This is a genomic window from Streptomyces rubradiris, assembly GCF_016860525.1.
Taxonomy (GTDB): Bacteria; Actinomycetota; Actinomycetes; order Streptomycetales; family Streptomycetaceae; genus Streptomyces; species Streptomyces rubradiris.
On record NZ_BNEA01000015.1, the window covers coordinates 1,763,355 to 1,789,682 of the forward strand.

The following is a 26,328-nucleotide window of genomic DNA, read 5'->3' on the forward strand; positions in this document are numbered from 1 at the left end:
CGACGGGTTGTCGGTTGTCCGTCAAGACCTTAGGCGCACCGGGCGGCAGTTCAAACTCCGCCATATCTGAGTAAGGTAAGGCTTACCTGTACAGCTCGGTCCGCTCTCGCGGACGCGTCCAAGGATCGGTGGTTCCGCCATGCCCGCTGCGGCCTCGCCGCTCACCGCCGCCTACGACCGCCTCGGCGCGGCCTTCCCGGGGCTGACCGTGACCGAACTGGGCCCGGAGGACCCGGCACCCGGCGGCCCCGGCTGGGTCGACGCCGCGGAACTCGCCGCGGGCGGCGCGGCGCTGGACGCCTTCCTGGCGTGGGACGCGGCGCAGGTGGAGCGGGACTACGGCGGCCCGGCCCGCCCGGACGTGGTCGCGAGCTTCGGCCTGCACCGCTACGCCTTTGCCGCCTGCCTGCTGATCACCGCCCCGTGGTTCTGGCACCGCCGGGTGCCCCGGCTGCCCGTGACCCACGTCCGCTACGACCGCGCGGCCGGCCGGATGGCCGTACGCCACCCGGTGTCCGTCGCCTGTCTGCCGGGCGACCCCGCCGCGGCGCTGCCCGGCACGGTCGTCGTACCGGACGAGGAGGCGCTGCGGGCCGAGGTGCGCGCGGCCGTGGCCGAGCACCTGGAGCCGGTGCTCGCGGCCTTCGGGCCCCGGATGCGGCGGCGCGGGCGCGCGCTGTGGGGCATGGCGACGGACGAGGCCGTGGAGGGGCTGTGGTACGTCGCCGGGCTGTCCGGGGCCGAGGAGGCGGCCCGGGCCGTGCGGGAGCTGGAGCTGCTGCTGCCGGGGACGACCCCGCCGTACGCCGGCTCGGCCGGGTTCCGGGCGCTGACCGCCCCGGACGGCACCCGGCTGCCCACCCGGGACCGGGCGAGCTGCTGCATGTTCTACACCGTTCGCCCGCAGGACACCTGTGTGACGTGTCCGCGCACCCGGGACGGCGAGAGGATCGCCAAGCTCACGGCGGCCGCGGCCGGCTGAGGAATCGTTCCGTCCCGGCACAGCCGCCCCACCCGGCGCGGAAACTTCTCCACGACCACCCGTACGGGTGGTCTGTTCGAACTCAACTCCCGCCATTCAATCGGTAGTTCGAGCAGAACGTCGCTCCGGGCACCCCTCGCGCACTCCCTTGGCGTCCTCTTGCCCCGAAACCCCCTGAGGGCCGTCGGGACTGGGCCACTATGGCGGGCGTTACGCCCTATCCCCATGCAAGGGACCCTGATGAGACTGACCGACATATCGCTGAACTGGCTGCTTCCGGGCGCCGTCCTGCTCCTGGGCATGCTGGTGGCAGTGGCGGTGCTCGCGCGCGGCAAGCGCTCCTCCGGGGAGGACGCGGGCGCGGACGACTCCTGGGAGCGCAGCGAGGAGCGCCGCCGGCGCAAGGAGGCCCTCTACGGCACGGCCTCCTACGTGCTGCTGTTCTGCTGTGCGGCGGTGGCGGCGGCCCTGTCCTTCCACGGCCTGGTCGGCTTCGGCGAACAGAACCTCGGGCTGAGCGGCGGCTGGCAGTACCTGGTGCCGTTCGGGCTGGACGGCGCGGCGATGTTCTGCTCCGTCCTCGCCGTGCGCGAGGCGAGCCACGGTGACGCGGCCCTCGGCTCCCGGCTGCTCGTGTGGCTGTTCGCGGCGGCGGCGGCCTGGTTCAACTGGGTGCACGCGCCGCGCGGCGCGGGTCACGCCGGCGCCCCGCAGTTCTTCTCCGGCATGTCCCTGTCGGCCGCCGTGCTGTTCGACCGGGCGCTGAAGCAGACCCGCCGGGCAGCGCTGCGCGAACAGGGCCTGGTGCCGCGCCCGCTGCCGCAGATCCGGATCGTGCGCTGGGTGCGGGCGCCCCGCGAGACCTACCGGGCCTGGTCGCTGATGCTCCTGGAGGGCGTGCGCAGCCTGGACGAGGCGGTGGAGGAGGTCCGCGAGGACAGGCGGCAGAAGGAGGAGGCCCGGCGGCGCAGGCGCGACCAGCGGCGCATGGAGCGGGCCCGGCTGAAGGCGATCAGCCGGGGCCGGCCCGGCTTCGCCGGCCGGGGCACCGGCCGGCAGGTCGAGGTGCAGCCGGTGGAGCGCGCGTCCGCGCCGGCGGCGACCGCGGAGCCCGCCATATCCACCCCGGAGCCGCTGCCCGTCCGCGCCCGGCCTTCTCTCCAGCCGGTCCGCGGCGCCGCTGAACCGCTGACGGTCGACCTGACGGCCGAGGACGACACCATGGCCCTGCCGCGGCTGGACTCCCTGGAGCGCAAGCTCAAGGACCTGGAACAGCAGCTCGGCTGACCACCGGCCGGGGCCACGGAACCGGGGCGTGCCGCACCGGCCCTGGCCGACGGCCGTGCTCGACGGGGCCGGGGCGTGACCTACCGGCCGGCAGGAGCCGGGACATGACCACCGCCGGCCCTGCCCGGGCGAACCGGGGGCCTGACGTCACCGGCCCACGGGAGCCGGGGGGTGACCGCACCCAGCCTCAGCCGACCAGGAAGGCGGCGTGACCGCACCGGCTCCGCCCGACAAGACCGGCGGCATGACCCCACCAACCCACGGGAACCAAGGCACGACCGCACCCGGCCCTAGCCGACCAGGAAAGCGGCATGACCCCACCGGCCCACGGGGATCGAGGTCTGACCGCGCCGGTCCCGTCCCGCCCCGTGGGTCACGCCGCCTCGGCGCCCAGTTCGAACCACACCGACTTGCCCACCCCGTGCGGCCGTACGCCCCAGGCGTCGGCCAGGGACTCGACCAGCACCAGGCCCCGGCCGTGGGTGTCGTCGTCCGTGGCCGGGGTGTGCCGCTCGGGTCCGCGGGCCACGAAGTCCCGTACCTCCACGCGCAGTCCGTCCCGTTCCAGCACGGCCGTCAGGACGGCGTCGTGGTCGGTGTGGACGATCGCGTTGGTGACGAGTTCGCTGGTGAGCAGTTCGGCTATGTCCGAGCGGCCCGGTTTGCCCCAGTGCCGTAGCAGTTCGCGCAGCGCCCGGCGAGCCTCCGGCACCGCTCTGAGGTCCGCCCGGTCCAGCCTGCGCCGGAGCCGTCGCACGTCGTCGGTGATGGTGTCCGTCTGGTCCCCCGCTGTCGCCGAGTAGGCCTCGACGGTCATCGGGCCGCCCCCTCGTGCCTGCCTGTTCATGACCCCCGCCCGCACGCCGCCGGTCCCTGCCCCTCCTGGTCGAACACGTTCACGGGGGATGCTTGCCCAGCGGACACCGGGGCAGTCCTGACGTATGCCCGATGACCGGCGGTTCGGCCATGTCCGCACAGCGCCCCGGCCGCCCGGGGCACCGCTGCGCCGCCACGCACCGGGCGCCACGGACGCCGCAGGACGCCACCGAGGCCCCGTGACGGCGGCCGGGCCCCGCCCGGCACCCGCGGTCGGTACGCCGTCACACCCGGTGAAACTGGCCGAAATACGCTCCCCCGTGGGGGCGCTCACGGGCGTGGCACGTTCCGCAGGTTGGAGCGGGCCATCTGGAGCATCCGGCCGACCCCGCCGTCCAGCACGATCTTGGAGGCGGACAGCGCGAACCCGGTGACCATCTCGGCACTGATCTTCGGTGGGATGGACAGGGCGTTGGGGTCGGTGACGATGTCCACCAGGGCGGGACCCTTGTGCTTGAAGGCCTCCTTGAGCGCCCCGGCGAGCTGCTTGGGCTTCTCCACCCGCACGCCGTGGGCGCCGCAGGCCCGGGCCACGGCGGCGAAGTCCGGGTTGGTGTTGGCGGTGCCGTACGACGGCAGGCCCGCGACCAGCATCTCCAACTCGACCATGCCGAGCGAGGAGTTGTTGAACAGCACCACCTTCACCGGCAGGTCGTACTGCACGAGCGTGAGGAAGTCGCCCATCAGCATGGAGAAGCCGCCGTCCCCGGACATCGCCACCACCTGCCGGCGCCGGTCGGTGAACTGGGCGCCGATCGCCATCGGCAGCGCGTTCGCCATGGACCCGTGCGAGAACGAACCGATGATCCGGCGGCGGCCGTTGGGCGTGATGTAGCGGGCCGCCCAGACGTTGCACATCCCGGTGTCGACGGTGAACACGGCATCGTTGTCGGCGACTTCGTCCAGTACGGCGGCCACGTACTCGGGGTGGATCGGGACGTGCTTGTCGACCTTGCGGGTGTAGGCCTTGACCACGCCCTCCAGCGCGTCGGCGTGCTTCTTCAGCATCCGGTCGAGGAAGCGCCGGTCCGTCTTCTCCCTCACCCGCGGGATCAGGCACCGCAGCGTCTCGCGCACGTCGCCCCAGACGGCGAGGTCGAGCCGGGAGCGGCGGCCGAGCACCTCGGGCCGCACGTCGACCTGCGCGATGCGCACGTCGTCGGGCAGGAAGGCGTTGTACGGGAAGTCGGTGCCGAGCAGGATCAGCAGGTCGCACTCGTGGGTGGCCTCGTAGGCGGCGCCGTAGCCGAGCAGCCCGCTCATCCCGACGTCGAAGGGGTTGTCGTACTGGATGTACTCCTTTCCCCTGAGCGCGTGGCCCACCGGTGACTTGATCTTCCCGGCGAACTCCATCACCTCCGCATGCGCCCCGGCCGTGCCGCTGCCGCAGAACAGGGTGACCTTGCCGGCCGCGTCGATCATCTCCGCCAGCCGGTCGATCTCGGCGTCCCCGGGCCGCACGGTGGGCCGGGAGGTGACGAGCGCGCTCTGCGCCGCCTTCTCCGGGGCGGGCTCGGCGGCGATGTCCCCGGGCAGCGACACCACGCTCACCCCCTGCTGCCCGACCGCGTGCTGGATGGCGGTCTGCAGCAGCCGGGGCATCTGCTTCGGGCTGGAGATCAGCTCGCTGTAGTGGCTGCACTCCTGGAACAGCCGGTCGGGGTGGGTCTCCTGGAAGTAGCCGAGGCCGATCTCGCTGGAGGGGATGTGGGAGGCGAGCGCGAGCACCGGGGCCATGGAGCGGTGGGCGTCGTACAGGCCGTTGATCAGGTGCAGGTTGCCGGGCCCGCAGGAACCGGCGCAGGCGGCGAGCTTGCCGGTGATCTGGGCCTCGGCGCCGGCGGCGAAGGCGGCGGTCTCCTCGTGGCGTACGTGGATCCAGTCGATGGCGGCGTTGCGGCGGACGGCGTCCACGACCGGGTTGAGGCTGTCGCCGACGACACCGTAGAGGCGGCGCACTCCCGCGCGGACGAGGATGTCGACGAACTGCTCGGCGACGTTCTGTTTGGCCATGGCTCGCTTGTGCCCCTTCGCTCCCGGAATACAGCCCTGCCGTTTCCATCAATCCACAGGGGCCGGGGTTACGCCTCCCACACGGCCGCCGCCGTACGGTCGTCGGCGTACCCCTTCACCCGGACCCGGGCGTCGGCGAGGAAGGCGGCGAGGCCGGGCGGGGTGCCGCCGGACCAGCGGCGGGCCAGGCGCGCGCGCAGGGCCTCGGTGTCGCGCAGCGGGTCGGCCAGGCCCGGCGTGCACAGCACCAGCACATCACCCGGGCGGGCTACCGAGGCGTGGAACCGGAACGGCTCGCGGGGCGGCCGGGTGTCGGACGGACCCGGCCGGGGGCGCCGGCTTCCGAGGCCGTCCGGTCGTCGCCGGGCGGGGCGCCGGGGGCGCTGTCGTCGGCTGTCAGGCATGGCTCGATGTCCTGCCAGGCGCCGTCCCGCAGCCGGAACAGCCCGCCGCCGCCGAAGAAGACCCGGACGCGGCAGTCCGGGTCGGCGGGCGGGAGCGCGGTGGGCTCGGGGTCAGAGTACCGGTGTTGGGCCGGTGTTGGCCGCCAGGCGGCCCCACCCCCCACAGGAGGACCGCCCGGCGGCGTACGAGGTGGCCCGGTCCCGGATCCCCTGGCACGCGCTCGCACACGTCCGGACCCGGGCCACCGCACCGGCCGGGTTCCCCGGTATCGCGCCCGTGAACCAGGTGAACGGCCGTGCGTTCCGGGGCCGCTGTCACCTTGGCAGACCCGCCGCCACTACGGCGATGATGTCCGGCGGCGGGTTTGCGCCGTGACCGTTTTCCGCCACGCCGCTTTGTTTTCAGCTTGGTTGACGCACAGGGAGGAACGCGGGGCAATGCTGGCAGCGATAGGCCTGGACGAGACGCACGAGGCGGCCTACCGGGCGCTGGTGTCCGTGGGCGCGGCCGACGTGGCCGATCTGGCACGGCGTCTGACGCTGCCCGAGCAGGACGCCGAGCGGGCGCTGCGCCGGCTGGAACGGCACGGCCTGGCGGCCCAGTCCCCGGCCCGGCCGGGGCGTTGGGTCGCGGCACCGCCCGGGGTGGCGCTGGCCGCCCTGCTCACCCAGCGGCGGCACGAGCTGGAGCAGGCGGAGCTGACGGCGGCGCTGCTCGCGGAGGAGTACCGGGGGACGGCGGCGGAACCGGCGGTGCACGACCTGGTGGAGGTGGTGACCGGCGCCTCGGCGGTCACCCAGCGCTTCCTCCAGCTCCAGCTGGGCGCGAGCGAGGAGGTGTGCGCGCTGGTGACCGGCGACCCGATGGTGGTGTCCGGGATGGAGAACGAGGCGGAGGAGCAGGCGGCCGGGCGCGGGGTGCGCTACCGGGTGGTGGTGGAGCGCGCGGTGCTGGACCGGCCGCACGGGCTGACCGAACTGCGGGCGGCACTCGGCCGGGACGAACGGGTCCGGGTGGTGGACCGGGTGCCGACGAAGCTGGTGGTGGCCGACCGTTCGCTCGCGCTGGTGCCGCTGACCCCGAAGTCCGCCGAGCCGGCCGCGCTGGTGGTGCACGCCAGCGGGCTGCTGGAGCTGCTCGCCGGGCTGTTCGAGTCGGTGTGGCGGGACGCGCTGCCGCTGCGGCTGGGCGCCGAAGGGGTGACCGAGGAGCCGCCGGGCGGGCCCGACGCCACCGATCTGGAGGTGCTCTCGCTGCTGCTGGCCGGGCTGACCGACGCGAGCGTGGCCAAACAGCTCGACGTGGGGCTGCGGACCGTGCAGCGCCGGGTGCGGCGGCTGATGGAACTGGCGGGGGTGACCACCCGGATGCAACTGGGCTGGCACGCCTGGGAACGGGGCTGGGTGACCCGGGAGGAACACCGCTGACCCGGCCCCCGCCCCGGCCGTCACCGGCGGCCCTTGCTGCCCTCCCGCCCTGAGTCGTGAATACTGTGCCGACCGTCGTCACGTTGGGGAGAACATGACCGTCACCGAGTTCCTGAGACCCGCCCTCGCCGCCGTGCTCCTGGCCTCGATCACCGCTTGCGGCGCGTCGTCGGTGCCGGACGGCCCGGCGGACACCTCGACCGGCCCGGCGAGCGCCCCGACCGGCTCGGCGCCCGCCGGGACGCACCGCCCGGCGAACGCCCGGCCGGTCACCGCCACCATGCCCGACGTCATCGGCGGCAACGCCGGGCGGGCGTACGAACAGATGGGCTCCACACTGGAGATGACCTTCGAGGACGCGAGTGGTCAGGGCCGCCGGGTGGACGACCTCGCGGCGTGGCGGATCTGCGCCTCCCGGCCGGGACCGAACGAGCAGATCACCCGTTACCCGGTGGTCTTCGACGTGGTGATGGGCTCGGAGAGGTGCGGGAAAACCGCGACGGAGTGACGAGTGCGGGCCAAGGCGTCGCTGACGGTGTCGGCCACGGCGGACATCCCGGCGTCGTTGAAGTGCAGGTGGTCGCCGGGGTCGTAGGCGGGCCGGATGCGCGTCGGGTCGGCCGGGTCGCGTACGGCGGCGTCCGCGTCGGCCACGGCGTCGAAGGCGCCGCCGGTGCGGATGAAGGCGTTCACCCGCAGCCGTACGTCCTCGCCGGCCGGGGTCCAGGCGGGATAACCGCCGTACGGAGTGAGGGTGACGCCGACGACCGGGATGCCGCGGGCGTGGGCGCGGGCCACCAGGGTGCGGTAGGCGTCCGCGTAGGCGGCCGGGTCGTGCGCCTGCGGGGTGCCCTTGATGTCGTTGATGCCCTCGAAGACGACCAGGGCCCGCACTCCGGCCCGGTCCAGGGCGTCGGCGTCCAGGCGGGCGAGGGCGCTCGGTCCGGTGCCGTCGCGCAGCAGGCGGTTGCCGGAGATGCCGGCGTTCAGGACGCCGAGCCGGTGTCCGCGCAGCCGCTGGGCGAGCCGGTCGGGCCAGCGGCGGTTGGTGTCGGGGGTGGAGCCGTTGCCGTCGGTGAGCGAGTCCCCGAAGGCGACGACGCTGCCGGCGGCGGGCCCGCGGACGTCGACACCGGTGACGTAGTACCAGTGGCTGGTGGTCAGCGCGTACGCGGTGCCGTCCTCGTCGGCGGCCCGGCCGGCGCCCACCGGGGCCAGGTAGCTGGTCTGGAGGGCGGTGCGGTGGTAGGTGGCGGGGCCGGAGTCGTCCGGGGTGTAGACGGTGACGAGCAGGTCGGCTGCGGGCGGCACGGGCAGCGGCACCGTGTCGCTGACGGCGTCCGCGCCCGGCGGGACGGTCACCTCGGGGGCGCCGTGGAAGGTGGCGGTGCGCAGGCTGCCGGGGAGGGCATCGGGACCGGCCGCCCGGCGCAGCGCGACGGTGACGGCGCCGAGGCGGAGCGGCCGGGTGCCGAGCCGGTTGCTGAGCCGGACCCGGACGGCCGTGCCGCCGACGCTGAGGTGGACGACGTTGCGGAAGGCGGCGCCGGGCAGCGGGGCGGCGGTGCCGGAGGGCGCCGTCTCCCAGCTGCCGGTCCAGGGCAGCGGGGCCGGCTGGGCGGTGGCCGGTGTCATGAGGGCCGCCGGCAGCAGCGGAAGGAGAACCGCGAGAACCCGTACGACCTTGGCCATGTGTGCCCGCCCTTCAAGCACGCCCGGGGAGGACGCCCTTCGCAGCGAAGGTGCCACAACCCGGACCGACACGCCGTCCATCGCCCCCACATCCACCCGTTCGGCGCAACGGGGAGCCCGGCGCGTTCATGATTCGTTCAGCGGGTTCGCCGCCCGGTCCAGTTACCTTTGGCGCACGATCGGATGGGCGTTCGACGCTTGCGGCGCGCTGCCGCCGGTGTCCTGGGAGGGGAGAACGCGGCGATGGCGGTGTGCAAGAGGTGCGGGGAGCGAAAGCGCCGCTGGCCCCGGTCCTGTTCCCGGTGCGACTCCGGGTGGGACCGGGCGGGCACGGCCGCGGACGTCGCCGGAGTCGCGGTGGACACAGGGCTGCCCGGGTGGATCGGGCGAGGCGTCGCGGGTCTGGCGCGACTGGTGGCGCGCGCGCTGGACTGACGGCCCCACGCGCACGCGGCGGGGCCGCCGCGGCCGGGGCGGGTCCGGAGGGCTACTCCGCAGGACCGGGGGGCTACTCCGCGGGACCGGCCGGCGCCCCTACCGGGTGTACGGGCGTCCGGGGGTGGAGGGCGCCTTCCAGGGTGAGCAGCCGGAGCTTGCGTTCGAGTCCGCCCGCGTATCCGGTCAGCGCGCCGTTCGCGCCGATCACCCGATGGCAGGGGCGCAGGATGAGCAGCGGGTTGGCGCCGATCGCCCCGCCGACGGCGCGCACGGCGGCGCGGGCCGCGCCGATCCGGGCGGCGATCTCCCCGTAGGTGACGGTGGTGCCGTAGGGCACCTCGTCCAGGGCGGCCCACACCGCCCGCCGGAACTCGGTGCCGGACGCCCGCAGCGGCAGCCGGAACTCCGTGCGCTCGCCGGCGAAGTACGCGGCGAGCTGCTCGGCGGCGGCCCGGAACGGACCGGGGTCGGCCCGCCAGTCGTCGCGCACGCCGCGCCCGCCCTTCTGCCCGGGCACGGACAGCGAGGTGAGCGCGCCGTCCGGGTCCGCGGTGAGCAGCAGCGGCCCGACGGGGGCGTCCAGGTGGGTGTAGTACACGGTGGTCATCGGACCGGTGCTCCTCGCTTCGTGAGGGAGTGGGTGACGGGGCGCGTCCCGGGTGGGCCGGGCGCTCAGGGGGGCCGCTCGCCCGCCACCCGCAGGTGCCGGACGGCGTACGACCGCCAGGGCCGCCAGGTGCCGGGGAGGGCGGTGCCGGGCGGGGCGACGTCGGGGTCGCCGAGGGCGCGGACGCGGAGGGTGGCGACGGTGTCCGGGTCCATGCCGGGCAGGGCGAGCAGGGCCTCCTCGGCGGCGTGCCGGTCGGCGCCCGGGTCCAGCCGTACCGTGCCGTCGGCGAGGGCGGCGGCGAGCGCGCCCAGCGGGCCGCCGGGCTCGGCCTCGGCGAGGACGGCGGGCTCGGGGAAGAGGTGGGTGAGGCCGCCGTGCGGCGCGTCGAGCGGTTTGCCGTACCGGCGCACCAGTTCCCCGGCGCCCTCGGTGCCGGCCAGGGCGCGCACGGCGGGCTCCAGCGGGTCCACGGCGCCGGGCGAGCGCAGCCCGGGGCGGGCGGCGACCAGCGGGGCGAGCCGGGGGTCGGCGCCGAGCCGTTCGTCGACGGCGTACGGGTCGGCGTCCAGGTCGAACAGCCGGCGCAGCCGCTGCACGGCGGTGGTGAGGTCCCTGGGGTCGGTGAGGCGCAGCCGGGCCTCGAGCCAGCCGCCCGGGTGGGTGCCGCCGCGGGACCGGCCGCAGTGGACGCGTTCCCGGACGGCGGCGATACCGGTGCCGTAGGGCAGCCGCAGGGTGCGCCGGTAGGTGCGGGCGCCGGGTGCGCCGGTCACCTCCTCGACGCCGGGGACGGCCTCCCGGGCGAGCTGGTCGAAGACGGCCGCCGCCTGGTAGGGGCCGCGGTGGGCGAGCCGGAGCGGGATGCCCGTGCCCGGTGTGGCCCGGCGGGCGGCCCGGTCCCCGGCGGCGGCCCGCAGCTCGGTCGGGGTCGCGGCGTACACCTCGCGGATGGTGTCGTTGAATTGCCGCAAACTGTTGAACCCGGCCGCGAAAGCGATCTCGGTGACCGGCAGGCCGGTGGTCTGGAGCAGCACGCGCGCGGTGTGCGCGCGCTGGGTCCGGGCGAGCGCCACGGGCCCGGCCCCCAGTTCGGCGGTGAGCTGGCGCTGCACCTGCCGGGCGCTGTAGCCGAGCCGCGCGGCGAGCCCGGCGACGCCCTCCCGGTCCACGACGCCGTCGGCGATCAGGCGCATGGCCCGGCCGGTGACGTCCGCGCGGACGTTCCACTCGGCCGAGCCGGGCACGGCGTCCGGCCGGCACCGCCGGCAGGCCCGGAAACCGGAGCGCTGTGCGGCGGCGGCCGTCGGGAAGAACCGCACGTTGTGCCGTTTCGGCGGCACGGCCGGGCAGCTGGGACGGCAGTAGATGCCGGTGGTCTCGACGGCGAAGAAGAACACCCCGTCGAACCGCGCGTCCCGGCTGCGCACCGCCTCGTACCTGCTGTCTTCGTCCTTCACATGTCCCAGTGTGGGCCGCACGGGAAGGCCGGGGCCAGCGGGAATCGGACACCTGGTTCCAGCGACCGCCTAGCTCCAGCGACCGCGCTTGGCCTCCATCGCCGCCCTGCCCTCGGCGCCCTTCCGCTTCCAGTCCCGGCGGAGTTCCGCGCGGACCCGGGCGTCGGTCTTGGCCGCGATCCACTGGTTCTCCCGCATCAGCTTGCGGTAGCTGTCCAGTCGCCGCTCGGGAAGCCGGCCGTCGGCCACGGCGGCGCGCACCGCGCACCCCGGCTCGCTCTCGTGGGCGCAGTCGTGGAACCGGCATCCTTCGGCCAGCTCCTGGATCTCGGCGAAGACCTGTCCGACGCCGCCCTCCGCGTCGTAGAGGCCGACGCCGCGCAGCCCGGGGGTGTCGATGAGGACCCCGCCGGTGGGCAGGGCGAGCAGGTTGCGGGTGGTGGTGGTGTGCCGGCCCTTGCCGTCGACGTCCCGGGCGGCCTGTACGTCCATGACGTCCGCGCCGACGAGCGCGTTGGCGAGGGTGGACTTGCCGGCGCCGGACTGGCCGAGCAGCACGCTCGTACCGGAGCCGACGAGTGCCACGAGCACGTCGAGCCCGTCGCCGTGCAGGGCGCTGACGCTGAGCACGGGCACGCCGGGCGCGCTGGTCTCCACGTCCCGCACGAGGTGCGCGAGGGTGACCGGGTCGGCCACGAGGTCGGCCTTGGTGAGGACGACGACGGGCTGGGCGCCGGACTCCCAGGCCAGGGCGAGGAACCGTTCGACGCGGCCGAGGTCGAGTTCCACGGCGAGGGACACGGCGACGACGGCGTGGTCGACGTTGGCGGCGAGGATCTGTCCCTCGGACCGCTTGGAGGAGGTGGAGCGGACGAAGGCGGTACGACGGGGCAGATAGGCGCGCGCATAGCGCGGGTCGCCGTCGGGGTCGACGGCGACCCAGTCCCCGGTGCACACGACCTTCATCGGGTCGCGGGGCACGACGTACTCGGTGTCGGCCCGGACGGTGCCGGCCGCGGTGACGACGTCGCACTGGCCCCGGTCGACCCGCACGACCCGGCCGGGCACGAGCCCGTCGGCCGCGTACGGGGCGAACGCGGCGGCCCAGTCCTCGTCCCAGCCGTAGGGAGCGAGCGCGGAGAACACAGCAGAGGTGGAAGACAAGGGAAAGACCCTTCGACGCAAGGGCGGCCCCGGGCACACGCGCACGACGCGCGGTGGGTTCAGCCGGTGGCCACGGAGGTGGACTTGAGGACTTCCTGGATGAGGGCAGCGCCCGGCACAGTGACAGCCATCGGTCGACACCTCCTCGTCCTCACTCGCGCGTTCGCACGCCACCTCGGCGTGTGGTCCGACTCTAGCCCGCGGGCGGGGCCGTGCGTCAAAGGGTTTTTTTCCGGCCCCTCAACTCGCCGTGGAGGTCGCCGCTTCGGGCTCCCGCCCGGCGTCCGGCCCGTCCGCGGGCAGGCTGTCCATGAAGGAGCTGACGGAGAAGACGGCGCGGCCGGGGCCGGGCGGGCCGTAGCCGGGCGGGGAGGACAGGCCGAAGTCGTCCATGGTCTGCCGGTAGGCCTCCAGCAGGCGGATGTGGTACTCCAGCGGCGCGCCCTGCGGGTTGGCCTTGCCGAGCGGGGTGGTGGGCTCCGGGCACCAGGTGGTGAAGCGGGGTGTGATGCCGTGGGACATGAAGAAGCGCAGGCCCTCGGTGGTGGAGGCGATGGCCTCGTCCACGGTGGTGAAGCCGAAGGGCTCGGCCATCTCCACGCCGGCCACGAAGTTCGGGATGACGTTGCGCGCGCCGAACACCTCGGCGGAGTCCAGGATGCGGCGGTGCCACTCGTCCCGGCCGACGTAGCGCTCCTTGCCGGGGCAGTACAGCTCGAACAGCCGGCGGTCCCACACCTCGAAGTTGGGGTGGTAGATCTGCACGCCGTAGTCCTTGAACCGCTGTACGTCCGCCTTGGGCAGCGCCTGGGCGACGACCTTGCCGATCCAGCGGCCCGGGAAGCGCTCCTCGATGGCCTTGGCGTAGTGGCCGTAGAAGTCGGCCTCGTCCCGGCCCGCCACCTTGGAGGTGATGGCGCCGCCGGTGAGGGTGTAGGCGGTGGACGCCTTCTGGGTGTCGTACCGGTCGATGATCTCCAGGGCCTCCAGGACCTCCTCGACGTCCTTGACCCCGGTGTACGGCCGCCCGGCCGCCTTGTGCTGGCGCCAGTTGTGGTTGATGTCGCAGTACTGGCACTCCTCCTTGGCGCCGAAGTACTGGCAGACCCGGAAGACGGTCAGGTAGATCAGGTAGCCCCACTGGATGGTCGGTGCGACCTCCATCACGGACTTCCCGTTGGAGAGGGTGTGCCGGTAGTACTCGGGCATCGGTGGCACGCCGACGTCGGCGATGCGCGTGCCGTCGAGGTAGAGCCCGAGCAGCCCCTCCTCGTCGGCGGCGACCCGGTACGGCGAGGCGGGGTTCACCCGTACGGAGACGACCGTGCGCCGCAGGTCGTACGGGCCGCCGGTGAGGATGATCTCCTCCGGGGGCCGGCGCAGCGCGGCCTCGCCCAGCTCGGGCAGGGTGCCGTGGTCGAAGGAGAAGATGAAGTAGGACTTCGGCTTGACGTCCCCGTCCTCATTGTCGCTCAGGGCGGACTTGTCGAAGGCGACACCGCCCCGCAGCAGATCCTCTTTGAAGACGGCCTCCCGTGGGACGTGCGGGAACCGCTCCATCAGATCCTCGACCAGCGCGGTACGACTGCCCATTCGTCTGTCTCCTCCCGGTTCAGGCGTACGCACCACACCGTATGCCCCCGCCCGCGCCTCAGCCGTGCCGGGTCCCCGCCCGGCGCGCGATGTGGTCGGGGACGGCGGTGCCGGGGGGCAGCGCGGGGTCGGGTACGGGGGCGCCCCAGATCCCGGTCAGCGGCAGGACACCGGCCCACAGGCCGAGCGCGGCGTCGGGGCCGTCGCCGTCGTCGGGGGCGCCGGTGCGGATCTTGACGGACGCCTCTTCCAGGGAGAGGGCGAGCACGGTGGTGGCGGCGAGTTCCCTGCGGTTGGGGCGGCGGGCGTAGGACCACTGTCCGGGGGTGGCGTGCTCGGTGAGCCGGCGCAGCCCCTCCAGTTTCTCCTCGGGGTCGGTGACCCTGCGCGCGTCGCCGTGGATCATGGCGCTGCGGTAGTTCACCCCGTGCTCGAACACGGACCGGGCGAGGACCAGCCCGTCGACGTGGGTGACGGTCACACAGACCGGGAGGCCGCCGGCCGTGCTGCGGCTCGCCACGGACCCGTGCACATAGAGCTGCCGCTCGTCCCGGCCGTACACGGTCGGCACGACGAGCGGCCGGCCGTCGATCACCACGCCCAGGTGGCAGACGAAACCGGCGTCCAGGATCGCGTTCAGGTCGGCCCGCTCCAGGCTGCCCTGCTCGCGCAGGCGGCGGTGCCGGGTGCGGTCGGTCACGGGGAGCCGGGAGGGGAGGTCATCAGTGGCCATGTCGGGAAGCTATCGAAACAGCCTGGGTGCGGCCAGATTTTTTTCGGATTCCATCGCGAACGGCTGGGCAGACGACTAAATCCGTTGCCCGTGCCGACACTCACGCCGTGCGGTCCAGTACCGTCTCGTCGATCGCGTGCCGCAGCGCCTCGCCGGACGTCAGGCGCTCGGCCTCCTCCACCATCGCCCGGCCGAGGCGGGCCACCTCGTTGCCCAGCGAGCCCGCCAGGTGCGGGGTGACGAAGGCGTTCGGCAGGTCGAACAGCGGGGAGCCGGCGGGCAGCGGCTCCGGGTCGGTCACGTCCAGGACGGCGCTCAGGCGTGCGGAGCGCAGGTGCGCGATCAGCGCCTCGTGGTCGACCAGGGCGCCGCGCGCGGTGTTGATCAGCACGGCTCCGTCGCGCATCAGGCCCAGCCGGCGGGCGTCGATCAGATGGCGGGTCTCGGCGGTCTGCGGGGCGTGCAGGCTGACGATGTCGCAGGCGCGCAGCAGGTCGTCCAGCGGCAGCAGCCGCACGCCGAGCCGGGCGGCCTCGACGGCGTCCACGTACGGGTCGGCGAGCGTGACGTCGAGGTCGTGCGGGCGGAGCAGCTCGATCAGGCGGCGGCCGACCCGGGAGGCGCCGACGATGCCGACGCGGCGGCCGTGGTTGCCGACGCCGGGGAGGACGCCGTCGTAGGGGAAGGCGCGCCGGGCGCGCGTCTCGTCGCGCAGCGCGAAGACGTCCTTGCCGGCGAGCAGGATCATGGCCAGGGTGTACTCGGCGACGGGCAGGGCGTTGGCCTCGGCGGCCGAGGAGACGGCGATGCCCCGCCGCCACACCTCGGGGGTGGTGAACCCCTTGACCGAGCCGGCCGCGTGCAGCACGGCCCGCAGGCGCGGGGCAGCGTCGAGGGCGGCCCGGTCCAGGCGGGGGCAGCCCCAGCCGGTGACGAGGATCTCGGTCCGGGCGAGCGCTTCCCGCACCCGGGGTCCGGTGAAGTCCTCGGCCACCAGGGCGGGATCGATGTCCACGCACGCCTGCAGCCGCTCCAGCAGCTCGGGCGGGAACACCGCCGGCACGTTCCGGGCTGTCATGGCGAACAGGGCGCGGGGCCGCTCGGTCAAGGAAGGGGCCTCCCGGCTCGGTGACGCACGGACAGCAACCGTTCTCTACGGTAGGTCCCGGCCGATGAGAGGGTCAATGGATCACCACTTGCGGGAGACGGGATGACGGACGTGACGGAGACGGTCGCCAACTGGGCGCGCAGCATCACCTACACGGTCAAGGAGTTCCACCGCCCGCGGTCGGTGGGGGCACTGCGGGCGGTGGTGGCGGGCAGCTCGAAGGTGCGGGTCCTGGGCAGCGGGCACTCCTTCAACCGGATCGCCGACCCCGGCGAGGAGGGGGTGCTGGTGTCGATCGCCGGTCTGCCGCCGGTGATCGACGTGGACACCGCGGCCCGTACGGTCCGGGTCTCCGGGGGCGTCCGGTACGCCGAACTCGCCCAGGCGGTGCACGACCGGGGGCTGGCCCTGCCCAACATGGCCTCGCTGCCGCACATCTCGGTGGCCGGCTCGGTGGCGACCGGCACCCATGGCTCGGGGGTGGGCAACGCCCCGCTCGCGGTGGCCGTGCGGGAGGTGGAGCTGCTCACCGCCGACGGCTCGACGGTGTCCATAGGCCGCGGGGACGCCCGCTTCGACGGCGCCGTGACCTCGCTCGGCGCCCTCGGTGTGGTCACCGCCCTCACCCTGGACCTGGAGCCGGCCTACGAGGTCGAACAGTATGTGTTCACCGAATTGCCGCTGGAGGGGCTGGACTTCGAGGCGGTGGCCGGGGCCGCGTACAGCGTCAGCCTGTTCACCGACTGGCGGCGGCCGGGCTTCCGGCAGGTGTGGGTCAAGCGCCGGACCGATCAGCCGGCGGTGGACTTCCCGTGGGCCGAGCCGGCGACCGAGGCGCTGCATCCGGTGCCGGGTATGCCCGCCGCCAACTGCACGCGCCAGTCGGGGGTGCCGGGGCCCTGGCACGAACGACTGCCGCACTTCCGGGCCGAGTTCACGCCCAGCAGCGGCGAGGAGATCCAGTCGGAGTACCTGCTGCCGCGCGCGTCCGCGCCGGCCGCGCTGCACGCGGTGGACGCCGTCCGGGAGACGGTCGCCGGGGTGCTCCAGACCTGCGAGGTGCGCACGATCGCCGCCGACGCGCAGTGGCTCAGTCCCGCCCACGCCCGGGACTCGGTCGCGCTGCACTTCACCTGGGTGCGCGACGAGTCGGCGGTGCTGCCGGCGGTGCGCCGGCTGGAGGAGGCGCTGGCCCCGTTCGATCCGCGCCCGCACTGGGGGAAGGTGTTCGGCATCCCGGCGGCGGACCTCCGCGACCGGTACGCGCGGCTCGCCGACTTCCGCGCGCTGGCCCGCGCGCTGGATCCGGCGGGCACGTTCACCAACGGCTTCGTGCGGGACCTCTTCGGGGAGTGACAGGGCAGGCTGGCCGGCCCGCCGCCGCAGTCGGCCGGTCGGTCGACCGGTCGGCTGGCCGGCCCGCCACGACAGTCGGTCGGTCGGTCGGTCGACCGGTCGGCTGGCCGACCCGCCACGGCACTCGGCCGACCGACCGGGCGCGAGGAACAGACCGGCCCGCCGCGGTGACCTGCCCCGGCGGGCCGCCCCGCTTTCTCGCCTCACTTTCTCCACCCCCTTTCCTAACCCCTTGTCGAACCGACATCCACCCCATAGCCTGACGCCGCGCCGGAGCCATGCCGTCTGGGCCGGGCCGGACGGGAAGAAAGGGGCAGCCGCGTGAAGCGCACATCGCGCGACATCCGCACCGCGAACCGCTACGAGGTGCTGCGCCAGATCATCGCCGAGTCCCCCACCTCCCGGCAGGAGCTGGCCGCGGCCACCGGGCTGAGCCTGGCCACGGTGGCCACGCTCGTCGGCGAGCTGCTGGACCTGCGCATGATCACCGAGGTGGGGTTCGAGGACTCGGCCGGTGGCCGTCCCCGGGGGCTGGTCGCCGTGAACGCCTCGGGCGGCGCGCTGATCGGTGTGGACATCGCGGAGACGTACGTCCACGTGGAGCTGTTCGACCTGGCGCTGAACGTGCTGGCCCGGGCCGACGAGGAGATGCGGCCCGGGGAGAGCCGGCCCGAGCAGGTGGTGGGGCACGTCGCCGCCGCCGTCGGCTCGGTGGTCGCCCAGGCGGGCGTCGAGGCGGCCCGGGTGCTCGGCGTCGGGGTGAGCGTGCCGGGCCAGGTGGACCGGGACTCGGGGGTCGCCGAGTACGCGCCCAACTGGGACTGGCACGACGTGCCGTTGCTCGATCTGCTCGCCGAGCACATCGCCTACCCGCTCCACTTGGACAATCCGCTGCGAGCCTGCGCGGTGGCCGAGCTGTGGTTCGGGGCGGCGCGGGGCCGCGGGGACGCCGTGGTGGTCAATCTCGGGACCGGGGTCGGCGCCGGGCTCGCGCTCGGCGGCGGGCTGCACCGGGGGGTGAGCAACAGCGCCGGCGAGTGGGGGCACACCACGCTCGTCCTGGACGGCCGGCCGTGCCACTGCGGCAACCACGGCTGTGTGGAGACGTACGTCGGGGCGCCCGGCATCATGCGGAACCTGAGCGAACTCGACCCGGGCTCCGGGCTGTTGCACCCGAAGGACCAGACGGCCACCATCGACGCGCTGGCCCGCGCGGTCGCCGGGCGGGACCCGGTGGCGCTCAAGGTGGTCCAGGACACCGCCCGTTACCTCGGCGCGGGCATCGCCGACCTGATCAATCTGCTCAACCCCGAAGTGGTCGTGCTCAGCAGCTGGGTGGCCGCCCGGCTGGGCGAGCCGCTGCTCGACGAGGTCCGCCGGGCGGTCGCCCGGCACGCGCTTCGCCGGCCGCTGGCCGCCACCGAGATCGTCCTCTCCCCGATCCCCACCGACCCGGTGTCCCTCGGCGCTGCCACGTTCGCCCTGGAGGGGGCGCTGCGGTCGGTCGGGCAGCGGACGGTGCGGAACCCGCGGGCGGGCAGCCGCACGGCGCCGCCGGCATGACACGGCCCGTGGCGCCGGGCCGCTCCCCCGGTCCGGCGGCTTCCGTGCCGTAGCCGGGCGCCGTCGGTCGCGCCGCACTCCATCTCCCTTGTGCGACAAGGGTGTTCGCGATCCCGAACGACGGGCAACAACTCGCGCGCACTTCGTCCAACCCCTTGCCGAAGCCTTAGGCGAAGGTTAGCGTCCCGCACCACACCCCCTTCGGCCCTCGGGCACCGGGCGTGCGAGCCGTAGCCGCACTCGACCAGACAAGGACGTCAGCATGTCGGCACACAGCAGCACCTGGGACCGTCGATCGATACTCCGGGCCACCGCGGGCCTGGCCGCCGCCGGTGCGCTCGGCGCGTGCGGCGGCAACAACGGACGTGGCGGCGGCTCGGGTTCGGGCAAGCAGCTGGTCCAGTACTTCCACGCCTACGGCGAACCGGGCACCGAGCAGGCGATCAAGCGCTACGCGAAGGCGTACTCCGAGGCGGACGTGACCACGCGGTGGATCACCGGCTCCAACTTCGAGAGCAAGCTCTTCGCGTCCCTGCTCACCGACCAGGCGCCGGACCTGTTCGAGTTCCATCCGCAGATCCAGCTCGTCAGAAGCGGCCAGGTGGCGGACCTGACCGACCTCGTGGCACCGGTCAAGGACGACTTCAACCGGGCCGACATCCGGTCGCACACGGTGGACGGCAGGATCTACGGCGTGCGGATGATCGACGACCCGCAGTTCTTCTTCTACCGCAAGTCGATGCTCCAAAAGGCGGGCGTCGAGCCGCCGCGGACGCTGGAGGAACTGGTGGAGGCCGCCGCCAGGCTCACCACGAGCGAGGTCAAGGGCCTGTTCCTGGGCAACGACCTGCACGCGGTGATCAACCCGCTGATCTGGTCGGCCGGCGCGGACACCCTGGACGAGAAGAACGAGATCGCCTACCACACGGACGCCGTGGTCGCGGGCCTGAGGACGATGCGGGAGCTGTTCACCAGCGGCCATCTGCTGCTGGACGCCCCGGCCGACTTCTGGGACCCGTCGGCGCTGAACCAGGGCCTGTGCGCCATCCAGTTCTGCGGGATGTGGGCCATGCCGCAGTTCCAGCAGTCCCTCGGTGACGACCTCGGCATCATGCCGTTCCCGAAGGTCGGCGACGCGGGCCGGCCGTCCGTCTACAACGGCGGCTGGTCGATGTTCGTCAACGCCAAGGGCCGGAACGTCGACGCGGCCAAGAGTTACGTCAAGTGGCTGTGGCTCGACCAGAAGGAGTACCAGGAGGACTGGGCGACGTCGTACGGCTTCCACATCCCGCCGCGCACCTCCATCGCCCAGGCGACCGGCAAGCTGGAGTCGGGCCTGCCGGCGGAGGGCGTGCGGCTCTTCAACGAGTACGGGCACTTCGACAACATCGGCTGGACCCAGGCGATGATCACCGCGACGGAGGACCTGTTCGCCGACTGCGTCCGCAAGGGCGGTGACCCCGAGGCCGCGCTGGACCGGTGCGACAGGACGGTGAACGCCGAGCTGAAGAAGCTGTTCGGATAGGCCGCCGGACGGATCCCGAGATGCCGACCACCACCACGCGCGCGGTTACGGCCCGCGCCACCGAGGCCCGGCCCCGGCGACGGCCGCGCGGCAGCCGCACCCTCACCTTCTGGCTCTTCACCGGCCCGTTCCTGATCGGGCTGGCCGTCTTCGTCTACATCCCGATCGGCTGGAGCCTCTACCTCAGCTTCTTCGAGGCCCGCTTCACGGTGACGCCCAGCGAGTTCGTGGGGCTGGGCAACTACCGGGAGATCCTGTCCGACAGCGGGTTCATGGGCTCGCTCGGCACCTTCACCGTGTTCGCCGCCTTCATCGTGCCCACCACCTGGGCGCTCTCCCTGGGCCTGGCGCTGCTGGTGAACCGGCTGCGGTTCATGCGGGCGTTCTACCGTTCGGTGTTCTTCCTGCCGACCGCGTGCAGCTACGTCGCCGCCTCGCTGATCTGGAAGATGTCCCTCTTCAACGGCGTGCGCTTCGGCCTGGCCAACACCGTCCTCGGCCTGTTCGGCGTGGACGACACCGCCTGGCTCGCCAGCCCGGACCCGCCCTGGTACTGGCTGGTCGTCATCACCGCACGGCTGTGGCTCCAGTCCGGCTTCTACATGATCCTGTTCCTGGCCGCGCTCCAGAACATCCCGCGGGAGCTGTACGAGGCCGCCGCCATCGACGGGGCGAAGCCCGGCTGGCAGACCTTCCGGCACATCACGCTGCCGCAGCTGCGGGCCACCTCCACGGCCGTGATCCTGCTGCTGCTCGTGGCCGCCTACCAGGCCTTCGACGAGTTCTTCAACCTGCTCTCGAAGACCACTTGGGGCCGCCCGCCGCTGGTCGAGCTGTACTACACCGCGCTCGGCCAGGACCAGAACTACGGCAAGGGCAGCGCGGGAGCCGTGGTGCTGACCGTGCTGATCTGCGTCGTCACCCTGTTCCAGGGCCGGATCATGGGCTTCGGCAGCAGGGAGGAGTCCAAGTGACCACCACCGCGCCCGAGTCCCGCGCACGCGCCCGGCGCGGCGGGCTGATGAGCTCGACCGGGCTGTACCTCGCGACCAGCGTCGCCGCGCTGCTCTTCCTCGTCCCGTTCTATCTGCTGGTCCGCAACGCGCTGTCCACCGACCCGGAGATCACCGGCGAGGAGTGGAAGTTCTTCCCGAGCCACATCCAGTGGGGCAACATCACCGAGCCGTTCGACGACCCGACGGTGGACTTCGGCCGGTCGATGTGGAACTCGCTGGTCGTCGGCGTCCTGCACACGGCCGGCACCCTGGTCGTGTGCTCGCCGGCCGGCTACGCCCTCGCCCGCATCCCCTACCGGCACGCCGACAAGGTCTTCTACGCCGTCCTGGTGACCCTGATGGTGCCGGCCGCGGTCACCTTCGTGCCGAGTTTCGTGCTGGTGTCGTCACTCGGCTGGGTGGACAGCTACCGGGGTCTGATCGTCCCGGGGCTGTTCAGCGGTTTCACCTGCTTCCTGTTCCGGCAGTACTTCCTCGGGTTCCCCAAGGAACTGGAGGAGGCGGCGCGCGTGGACGGGCTCGGCCACTGGGGCGCGTACTGGCGCGTCGTCGTGCCGAACTCGCTGAACTTCTTCGCGGCGATCGCCACGATCACCTTCATCAGCGGCTGGAACGCCTTCCTGTGGCCGCTGGTCATCGGCCAGGACCCGAGCGCCTGGACCGTGCAGGTCGCGCTCTCGTCGTACATGACCAACCAGACCGTCAACTACCACCTGATCTTCATGGCGACCGCCATCTCGATCCTGCCCCTGCTGTTCGTGTTCCTCTTCCTCCAGCGCTGGCTGGTGCAGGGGATCGCGCAGACCGGCATCAAGGGCTGAGCTAGGAGACCCATGTCCGTGACCACGACCACCGAGTACGTCGAGGACGTCTCGCCGGGCTCCGGGGCGCTGCCGCCCCGCGCCTGGTACGCGTCCTCCGACGCCCCGTCCCTCTCCCTCAACGGCACCTGGCGCTTCCGGCTGTCGGACACGGCCGACGCCGAGGACGACTCCTTCGCGGCGCCCGGGTACGACGCCGGCGGCTGGCCGGAGGTCTCGGTGCCCGGCCACTGGGTGCTCCAGGGCCACGGCTCCCCGATCTACACCAACCACCTCTATCCGTTCCCGGTCGACCCGCCCCGGGTGCCGACCGAGAACCCGACCGGCGACCACCTGCGCGTGTTCGACCTGCCCGACGGCTGGCCGGCGGACGGCGGCGCGGTGCTCCGCTTCGACGGCGTGGAGTCCTGCGCCCGGGTCTGGCTGAACGGCACGGACCTCGGCGAGTTCAAGGGCTCCCGGCTGCCGCACGAGTTCGCGGTCGGGCACTTGCTGGAGCCGGCCGGCAACGTGCTGGCCGTGCGGGTGCACCAGTGGTCGGCGGGCTCGTACCTGGAGGACCAGGACCAGTGGTGGCTGCCGGGCATCTTCCGGGACGTCACCCTGCTGCACCGCCCCGCGGGCTGCGTCCTCGACTTCTTCGTGCACGCCTCCTACGACCACACCACCGGCGCGGGCACGCTGCGGGTCGACTCCGACACGGACGGCCGGGTGAGCGTGCCGGAGCTGGGCATCGACGTGCCCACCGGGGAGCCGGTGACGGTGCCGGTGCAGCCGTGGTCGGCGGAGACGCCCCGGCTGTACGAGGGGGTGCTGGCCACCGAGGGCGAGCGGGTGCCGCTGCGCATCGGCTTCCGCACGGTGGAGCTGTCGGACGGCCTGATCAAGGTCAACGGGACGGCGGTGCTGTTCAAGGGCGTCAACCGGCACGAGTGGCACCCGGAGCGGGGCCGGGCGCTGGACCTCGCGACGATGCGCGAGGACGTGCTGCTGATGAAGCGGCACAACATCAACGCGGTCCGCACCTCGCACTACCCCCCGCACCCGGCCTTCCTCGACCTGTGCGACGAGTTCGGGCTGTGGGTGATCGACGAGTGCGACCTGGAGACGCACGGCTTCACCGAACAGGGCTGGCGGGACAACCCCGTCGACGACGACCGGTGGACCCCGGCCCTGCTGGACCGGGCGGCCCGGATGGTGGAGCGGGACAAGAACCACCCGTCGGTCGTGATGTGGTCGCTGGGCAACGAGGCCGGCACCGGGCGGGGCCTGACCGCGATGGCCGAGTGGATCCGCGACCGTGACGCCTCCCGGTTGCTGCACTACGAGGGCGACGCCGACTGCCGTGACACGGACGTGTACTCGCGGATGTACGCGAGCCACGCCGAGGTCGAGCGGATCGGCCGGGGCCTGGACGGCGGACCGCGCCGGCGCCGCGAACTGCCCCTCATCCTGTGCGAGTACGCCCACGCCATGGGCAACGGACCCGGCGGACTGGCCGACTACCAACGGCTGTTCAGGTCCTACGACCGGCTCCAGGGCGGCTTCGTCTGGGAGTGGATCGACCACGGCATCGCCCACCCCGGGCTGGGGTACGCCTACGGCGGCGACTTCGGCGAGGAGCTGCACGACGGCAACTTCGTCTGCGACGGCCTGCTCTTCCCGGACCGGCGGCCGTCCCCGGGGCTGATCGAATACAAGAAGGTGATCGAGCCCGTCACCCTCACCGGCGACGGCAGGGCCGGCACCGTCCGCATCACCAACGGGTATGACTTCGCGGACCTTTCGGAACTGGCGTTCTCCTGGTCGTACGAGGTCGAGGGCGAACCGGTTCAGGAGGGCACGCTGTCGGTGCCCGCGCTGGCTCCCGGCGAGTCCGCCGAGGTCAAGCTGCCCGCCGTACCGGCCGGGGCGCCGGCCGGCGAGGCGCTGTGGACCGTCCGGGCGCGGCTCGCCGCCGGCACCGCGTGGGCGCCGGCGGGTCACGTCGTCGCCTGGGGACAGGTCCCGGTGACGGAGCGCCGGGTGCCGTCCGTCGCCGCGACCGCCCGGCCGGTGCCCGGTGACGGGATGATCACGCTGGGCCCGGCCACGTTCGACGCCCGGACCGGCGCGGTGCGGACGATCGGCGGGGTACCGGTGACGGAGCTGCGACTGGACGTGTGGCGGGCCACCACCGACAACGACGACGGCGCGGCCTGGCAGAGCGACCCGCGCTACGGGCCGCTGTGGCGGAAGCTGGGCCTGCACCGGATGCGGCACCGCCTGGACGCGGTGGCGGCCGGCGAGGACGCCCTGACGGTCCGCACCCGGGTGGCGCCGGCCGCCCGGGAGACGGGGCTCGCGACGGTGTACCGGTGGACGTCGGACGGCGACCGGCTCCGGCTGACGGTGTCCACCGCCCCGGACGGCGACTGGACCGTCCCGCTGCCCCGCCTCGGCATCCGCTTCGGGCTGCGGGCCGCCGACCGGGTGCGGTGGTACGGCGGCGGACCGGGCGAGGCGTACCCGGACACCCGGGCGGCGGCGCTCACCGGCCGCTGGGAGGCGGCCGTGGACGATCTCCAGACCCCGTACGTCCGCCCGCAGGAGAACGGCGCCCGGATCGACGTGCGCTGGGCGGAGCTCGGCGGCCTGCGGATCGAGGGCGACCCGGCGTTCTTCCTGACCGCCCGCCGCTGGACCACCGAGCAGCTGGACGCCGCCGCCCACCGCACCGACCTGGTGCCCGGCGACACGGTCTGGGTGAACCTCGACCACGGCCAGCACGGCATCGGCTCCCAGTCCTGCGGCCCGGCCCCGCTGCCCCGCTACCACCTGCGGGCGCAGCCGGCAAAGTTCTCCTTCGTCTTCTCCGCGATCGACAGCGTTTCCCCAACTACCCTTTGAAATCGGCAAGGTTGACGTGACCATGGGTCGCATGCGACCCATGGGACGACTCCTCGGCACCCTCGCCGCCGGCCTGCTGGCCGGGTCCGGGCTCACCGCCGGCGCCGGCCCGGCACAGGCCGCCGGCTCCGGCACCTTCAGCGTCCTGACGTACAACGTGGCCGGACTGCCGGAGGGCCTCAGCTCCAGTCATCCGGCGGTCAACACCCCGCTGATATCGCCCAGACTGGCGGAGTACGGCATCGTCAACGTCCAGGAGGACTTCAACTACCACGCGGCTCTCTACGCGGGCGACCACCACCCCCACCGCACGGCCACGAGCGGCGGCGCGGGCTTCGGGGACGGCCTCAACACCCTGTCCGCCTATCCGCTTCAGGACTTCGAGCGGGTGCGGTGGAACGACTGCACCGGCACCAACTGCCTGACCCCCAAGGGCTTCAGCCTGGCCCGGGTACGGCTCGCCGAGGGCGTGTATGTCGACCTGTACAACCTGCACCCCAACGCCGACGACAGCGCCGACGCCCTGGCCGCCCGGCGGGCCAACATCGCCCAGCTGTCGGCCTTCATCCGGGCCAACTCGGCGGGCAACGCGGTGATCGTGATGGGCGACACCAACACCCGCTACACCCGCGCCGGCGACAACATCCGCACGCTCGTCGACGAGGGCGGCCTGACCGACGCCTGGGTACGGCTGGTCAAGGGCGGCACGGCCCCCGCGCAGGGCGCCGAGCCGCTGCTGTGCCCGGCGTCCGCGCCGCCCGACGACTGCGAGGTGGTCGACAAGGTGCTCTACCGCAGCGGCCCCCTGCTCTCCCTGACCGCGACGCGCTACCACGACGAGTGGGCCAAGTTCCTGGACCCGGCCGGCGGCAACCTCTCCGACCACTTCCCGCACACCGTCGACTTCGCCTACACGCCGAACCCCGGGCTCCGCGCGAGCGACTTCTTCGGCGGGCCGCACGGCACGGCCTTCAACGACGCCGACGACCTGCCGGCCACGCCCGCCCCGCGCACCCTCACCCTGCGCGGCGCCGCCCGCCTGGACGCCGTGTCCCTCACCCACGACGGCGGCACGGTCCTCGGCCACGGCGGCACCGGCGGCACGGCCGCCTCGCTCACCCTCGCCGCCGGGGAGCACCTCACCTCGGTGCGGCTCACCGAGGGCCGGAAGGACGGCCGCACCCGGATCTTCTCGGCCGCCTTCGCCACCGACCGGGGCCGCACGCTCGCCGCGGGCACGCCGACCGCCGACGGCACCACCCTCACCGCCCCGGCCGGCTGGCAGATCGTGGGATTCACCGGCCGCTCCGGCGACGAGATCGACAAGCTGGGGGTGCTGTACGCGCCGATCACCTGATGCGCCGCTTTCCTAG

Annotated in this window: 20 protein-coding genes and 1 pseudogene; 11 read left to right on the top strand and 10 right to left on the bottom strand. The window is 73.3% G+C overall.

The window, feature by feature from the left end; all coding sequences use genetic code 11:
* The first annotated feature begins 139 nt into the window (after positions 1-139).
* Both Srubr_RS21010 and Srubr_RS21015 read left to right on the top strand, forming a co-directional pair.
* Positions 140-982 carry a (2Fe-2S)-binding protein gene (locus tag Srubr_RS21010; protein WP_189990334.1) on the top strand — a complete coding sequence of 281 codons (843 nt, stop codon included), beginning with the start codon at positions 140-142 and terminating at the stop codon, positions 980-982.
* Between the two features lie 240 nt (positions 983-1,222).
* A complete protein-coding gene (locus Srubr_RS21015) occupies positions 1,223-2,269 on the top strand; it encodes a DUF2637 domain-containing protein (protein ID WP_189990332.1) in 1,047 nt (348 codons plus the stop codon).
* A 373-nt stretch (positions 2,270-2,642) separates the two neighbouring features.
* Here Srubr_RS21015 and Srubr_RS21020 read toward each other — a convergent pair whose 3' ends face one another.
* From Srubr_RS21020 to Srubr_RS21030, 3 genes and pseudogenes are all read right to left on the bottom strand, one after another.
* On the bottom strand, positions 2,643-3,086 hold the full coding sequence (locus tag Srubr_RS21020) for an ATP-binding protein (protein WP_189990330.1): 444 nt from the start codon (positions 3,084-3,086) through the stop codon (positions 2,643-2,645).
* Positions 3,087-3,415: 329 nt separating this feature from the next.
* Positions 3,416-5,158, bottom strand: coding sequence for a pyruvate dehydrogenase (locus Srubr_RS21025; protein WP_189990328.1), 1,743 nt, complete (start codon positions 5,156-5,158; stop codon positions 3,416-3,418).
* 68 nt (positions 5,159-5,226) lie between these two features.
* A pseudogene (locus Srubr_RS21030) lies at positions 5,227-5,657 on the bottom strand (protein phosphatase 2C domain-containing protein); the annotation flags it as partial.
* A gap of 343 nt (positions 5,658-6,000) precedes the next feature.
* Between Srubr_RS21030 and Srubr_RS21035 the strand changes: the two are divergent.
* Both Srubr_RS21035 and Srubr_RS21040 read left to right on the top strand, forming a co-directional pair.
* Complete coding sequence (locus Srubr_RS21035) at positions 6,001-6,990, top strand: helix-turn-helix transcriptional regulator (protein WP_189990326.1); 990 nt, start codon at positions 6,001-6,003, stop codon at positions 6,988-6,990.
* A gap of 94 nt (positions 6,991-7,084) precedes the next feature.
* Positions 7,085-7,498: a hypothetical protein gene (locus Srubr_RS21040; protein WP_189990324.1), complete on the top strand. Its 414-nt coding sequence runs from the start codon at positions 7,085-7,087 to the stop codon at positions 7,496-7,498.
* Here Srubr_RS21040 and Srubr_RS21045 read toward each other — a convergent pair.
* The 7 genes from Srubr_RS21045 to Srubr_RS21075 form a co-directional block, all read right to left on the bottom strand.
* A complete protein-coding gene (locus Srubr_RS21045; RefSeq protein WP_189990322.1) occupies positions 7,435-8,682 on the bottom strand; it encodes an SGNH/GDSL hydrolase family protein in 1,248 nt (415 codons plus the stop codon). The genes Srubr_RS21040 and Srubr_RS21045 overlap by 64 nt on opposite strands.
* Before the next feature lie 508 nt (positions 8,683-9,190).
* A complete protein-coding gene (locus Srubr_RS21050; RefSeq protein ID WP_189990320.1) occupies positions 9,191-9,727 on the bottom strand; it encodes a methylated-DNA--[protein]-cysteine S-methyltransferase in 537 nt (178 codons plus the stop codon).
* A 65-nt stretch (positions 9,728-9,792) separates the two neighbouring features.
* Positions 9,793-11,187: a DNA-3-methyladenine glycosylase 2 family protein gene (locus Srubr_RS21055; RefSeq protein WP_189990318.1), complete on the bottom strand. Its 1,395-nt coding sequence runs from the start codon at positions 11,185-11,187 to the stop codon at positions 9,793-9,795.
* A 69-nt stretch (positions 11,188-11,256) separates the two neighbouring features.
* Positions 11,257-12,351: a ribosome small subunit-dependent GTPase A gene (rsgA, locus tag Srubr_RS21060; RefSeq protein ID WP_189990316.1), complete on the bottom strand. Its 1,095-nt coding sequence runs from the start codon at positions 12,349-12,351 to the stop codon at positions 11,257-11,259.
* Between the two features lie 240 nt (positions 12,352-12,591).
* A complete protein-coding gene (locus Srubr_RS21065; protein WP_189990314.1) occupies positions 12,592-13,944 on the bottom strand; it encodes a radical SAM protein in 1,353 nt (450 codons plus the stop codon).
* 58 nt (positions 13,945-14,002) lie between these two features.
* Complete coding sequence (locus tag Srubr_RS21070; RefSeq protein ID WP_189990312.1) at positions 14,003-14,677, bottom strand: pyridoxamine 5'-phosphate oxidase family protein; 675 nt, start codon at positions 14,675-14,677, stop codon at positions 14,003-14,005.
* Positions 14,678-14,777: 100 nt separating this feature from the next.
* Positions 14,778-15,785 (bottom strand): hydroxyacid dehydrogenase, encoded by a 1,008-nt coding sequence (locus Srubr_RS21075; protein WP_189990310.1) that lies wholly within the window; start codon positions 15,783-15,785, stop codon positions 14,778-14,780.
* A gap of 102 nt (positions 15,786-15,887) precedes the next feature.
* Here Srubr_RS21075 and Srubr_RS21080 point away from each other — a divergent pair, with 102 nt between their 5' ends.
* The 7 genes from Srubr_RS21080 (at position 15,888) to Srubr_RS21110 (ending at position 26,312) form a co-directional block, all read left to right on the top strand.
* Positions 15,888-17,141, top strand: a complete 1,254-nt coding sequence (locus Srubr_RS21080; protein ID WP_189990308.1) for an FAD-binding protein — start codon at positions 15,888-15,890, stop codon at positions 17,139-17,141.
* Between the two features lie 321 nt (positions 17,142-17,462).
* Positions 17,463-18,704: an ROK family transcriptional regulator gene (locus Srubr_RS21085; protein WP_189990306.1), complete on the top strand. Its 1,242-nt coding sequence runs from the start codon at positions 17,463-17,465 to the stop codon at positions 18,702-18,704.
* Positions 18,705-18,966: 262 nt separating this feature from the next.
* Positions 18,967-20,229, top strand: coding sequence for an ABC transporter substrate-binding protein (locus Srubr_RS21090; protein ID WP_189990304.1), 1,263 nt, complete (start codon positions 18,967-18,969; stop codon positions 20,227-20,229).
* A gap of 20 nt (positions 20,230-20,249) precedes the next feature.
* On the top strand, positions 20,250-21,203 hold the full coding sequence (locus Srubr_RS21095; protein ID WP_189990301.1) for a carbohydrate ABC transporter permease: 954 nt from the start codon (positions 20,250-20,252) through the stop codon (positions 21,201-21,203).
* On the top strand, positions 21,200-22,066 hold the full coding sequence (locus Srubr_RS21100; RefSeq protein ID WP_189990299.1) for a carbohydrate ABC transporter permease: 867 nt from the start codon (positions 21,200-21,202) through the stop codon (positions 22,064-22,066). Before Srubr_RS21095 ends, Srubr_RS21100 begins: the two co-directional genes overlap by 4 nt.
* A 12-nt stretch (positions 22,067-22,078) precedes the next feature.
* Positions 22,079-24,955, top strand: coding sequence for a glycoside hydrolase family 2 TIM barrel-domain containing protein (locus Srubr_RS21105; protein ID WP_189990297.1), 2,877 nt, complete (start codon positions 22,079-22,081; stop codon positions 24,953-24,955).
* A gap of 40 nt (positions 24,956-24,995) precedes the next feature.
* On the top strand, positions 24,996-26,312 hold the full coding sequence (locus tag Srubr_RS21110; protein ID WP_189990876.1) for a jacalin-like lectin: 1,317 nt from the start codon (positions 24,996-24,998) through the stop codon (positions 26,310-26,312).
* Positions 26,313-26,328 lie beyond the last annotated feature (16 nt).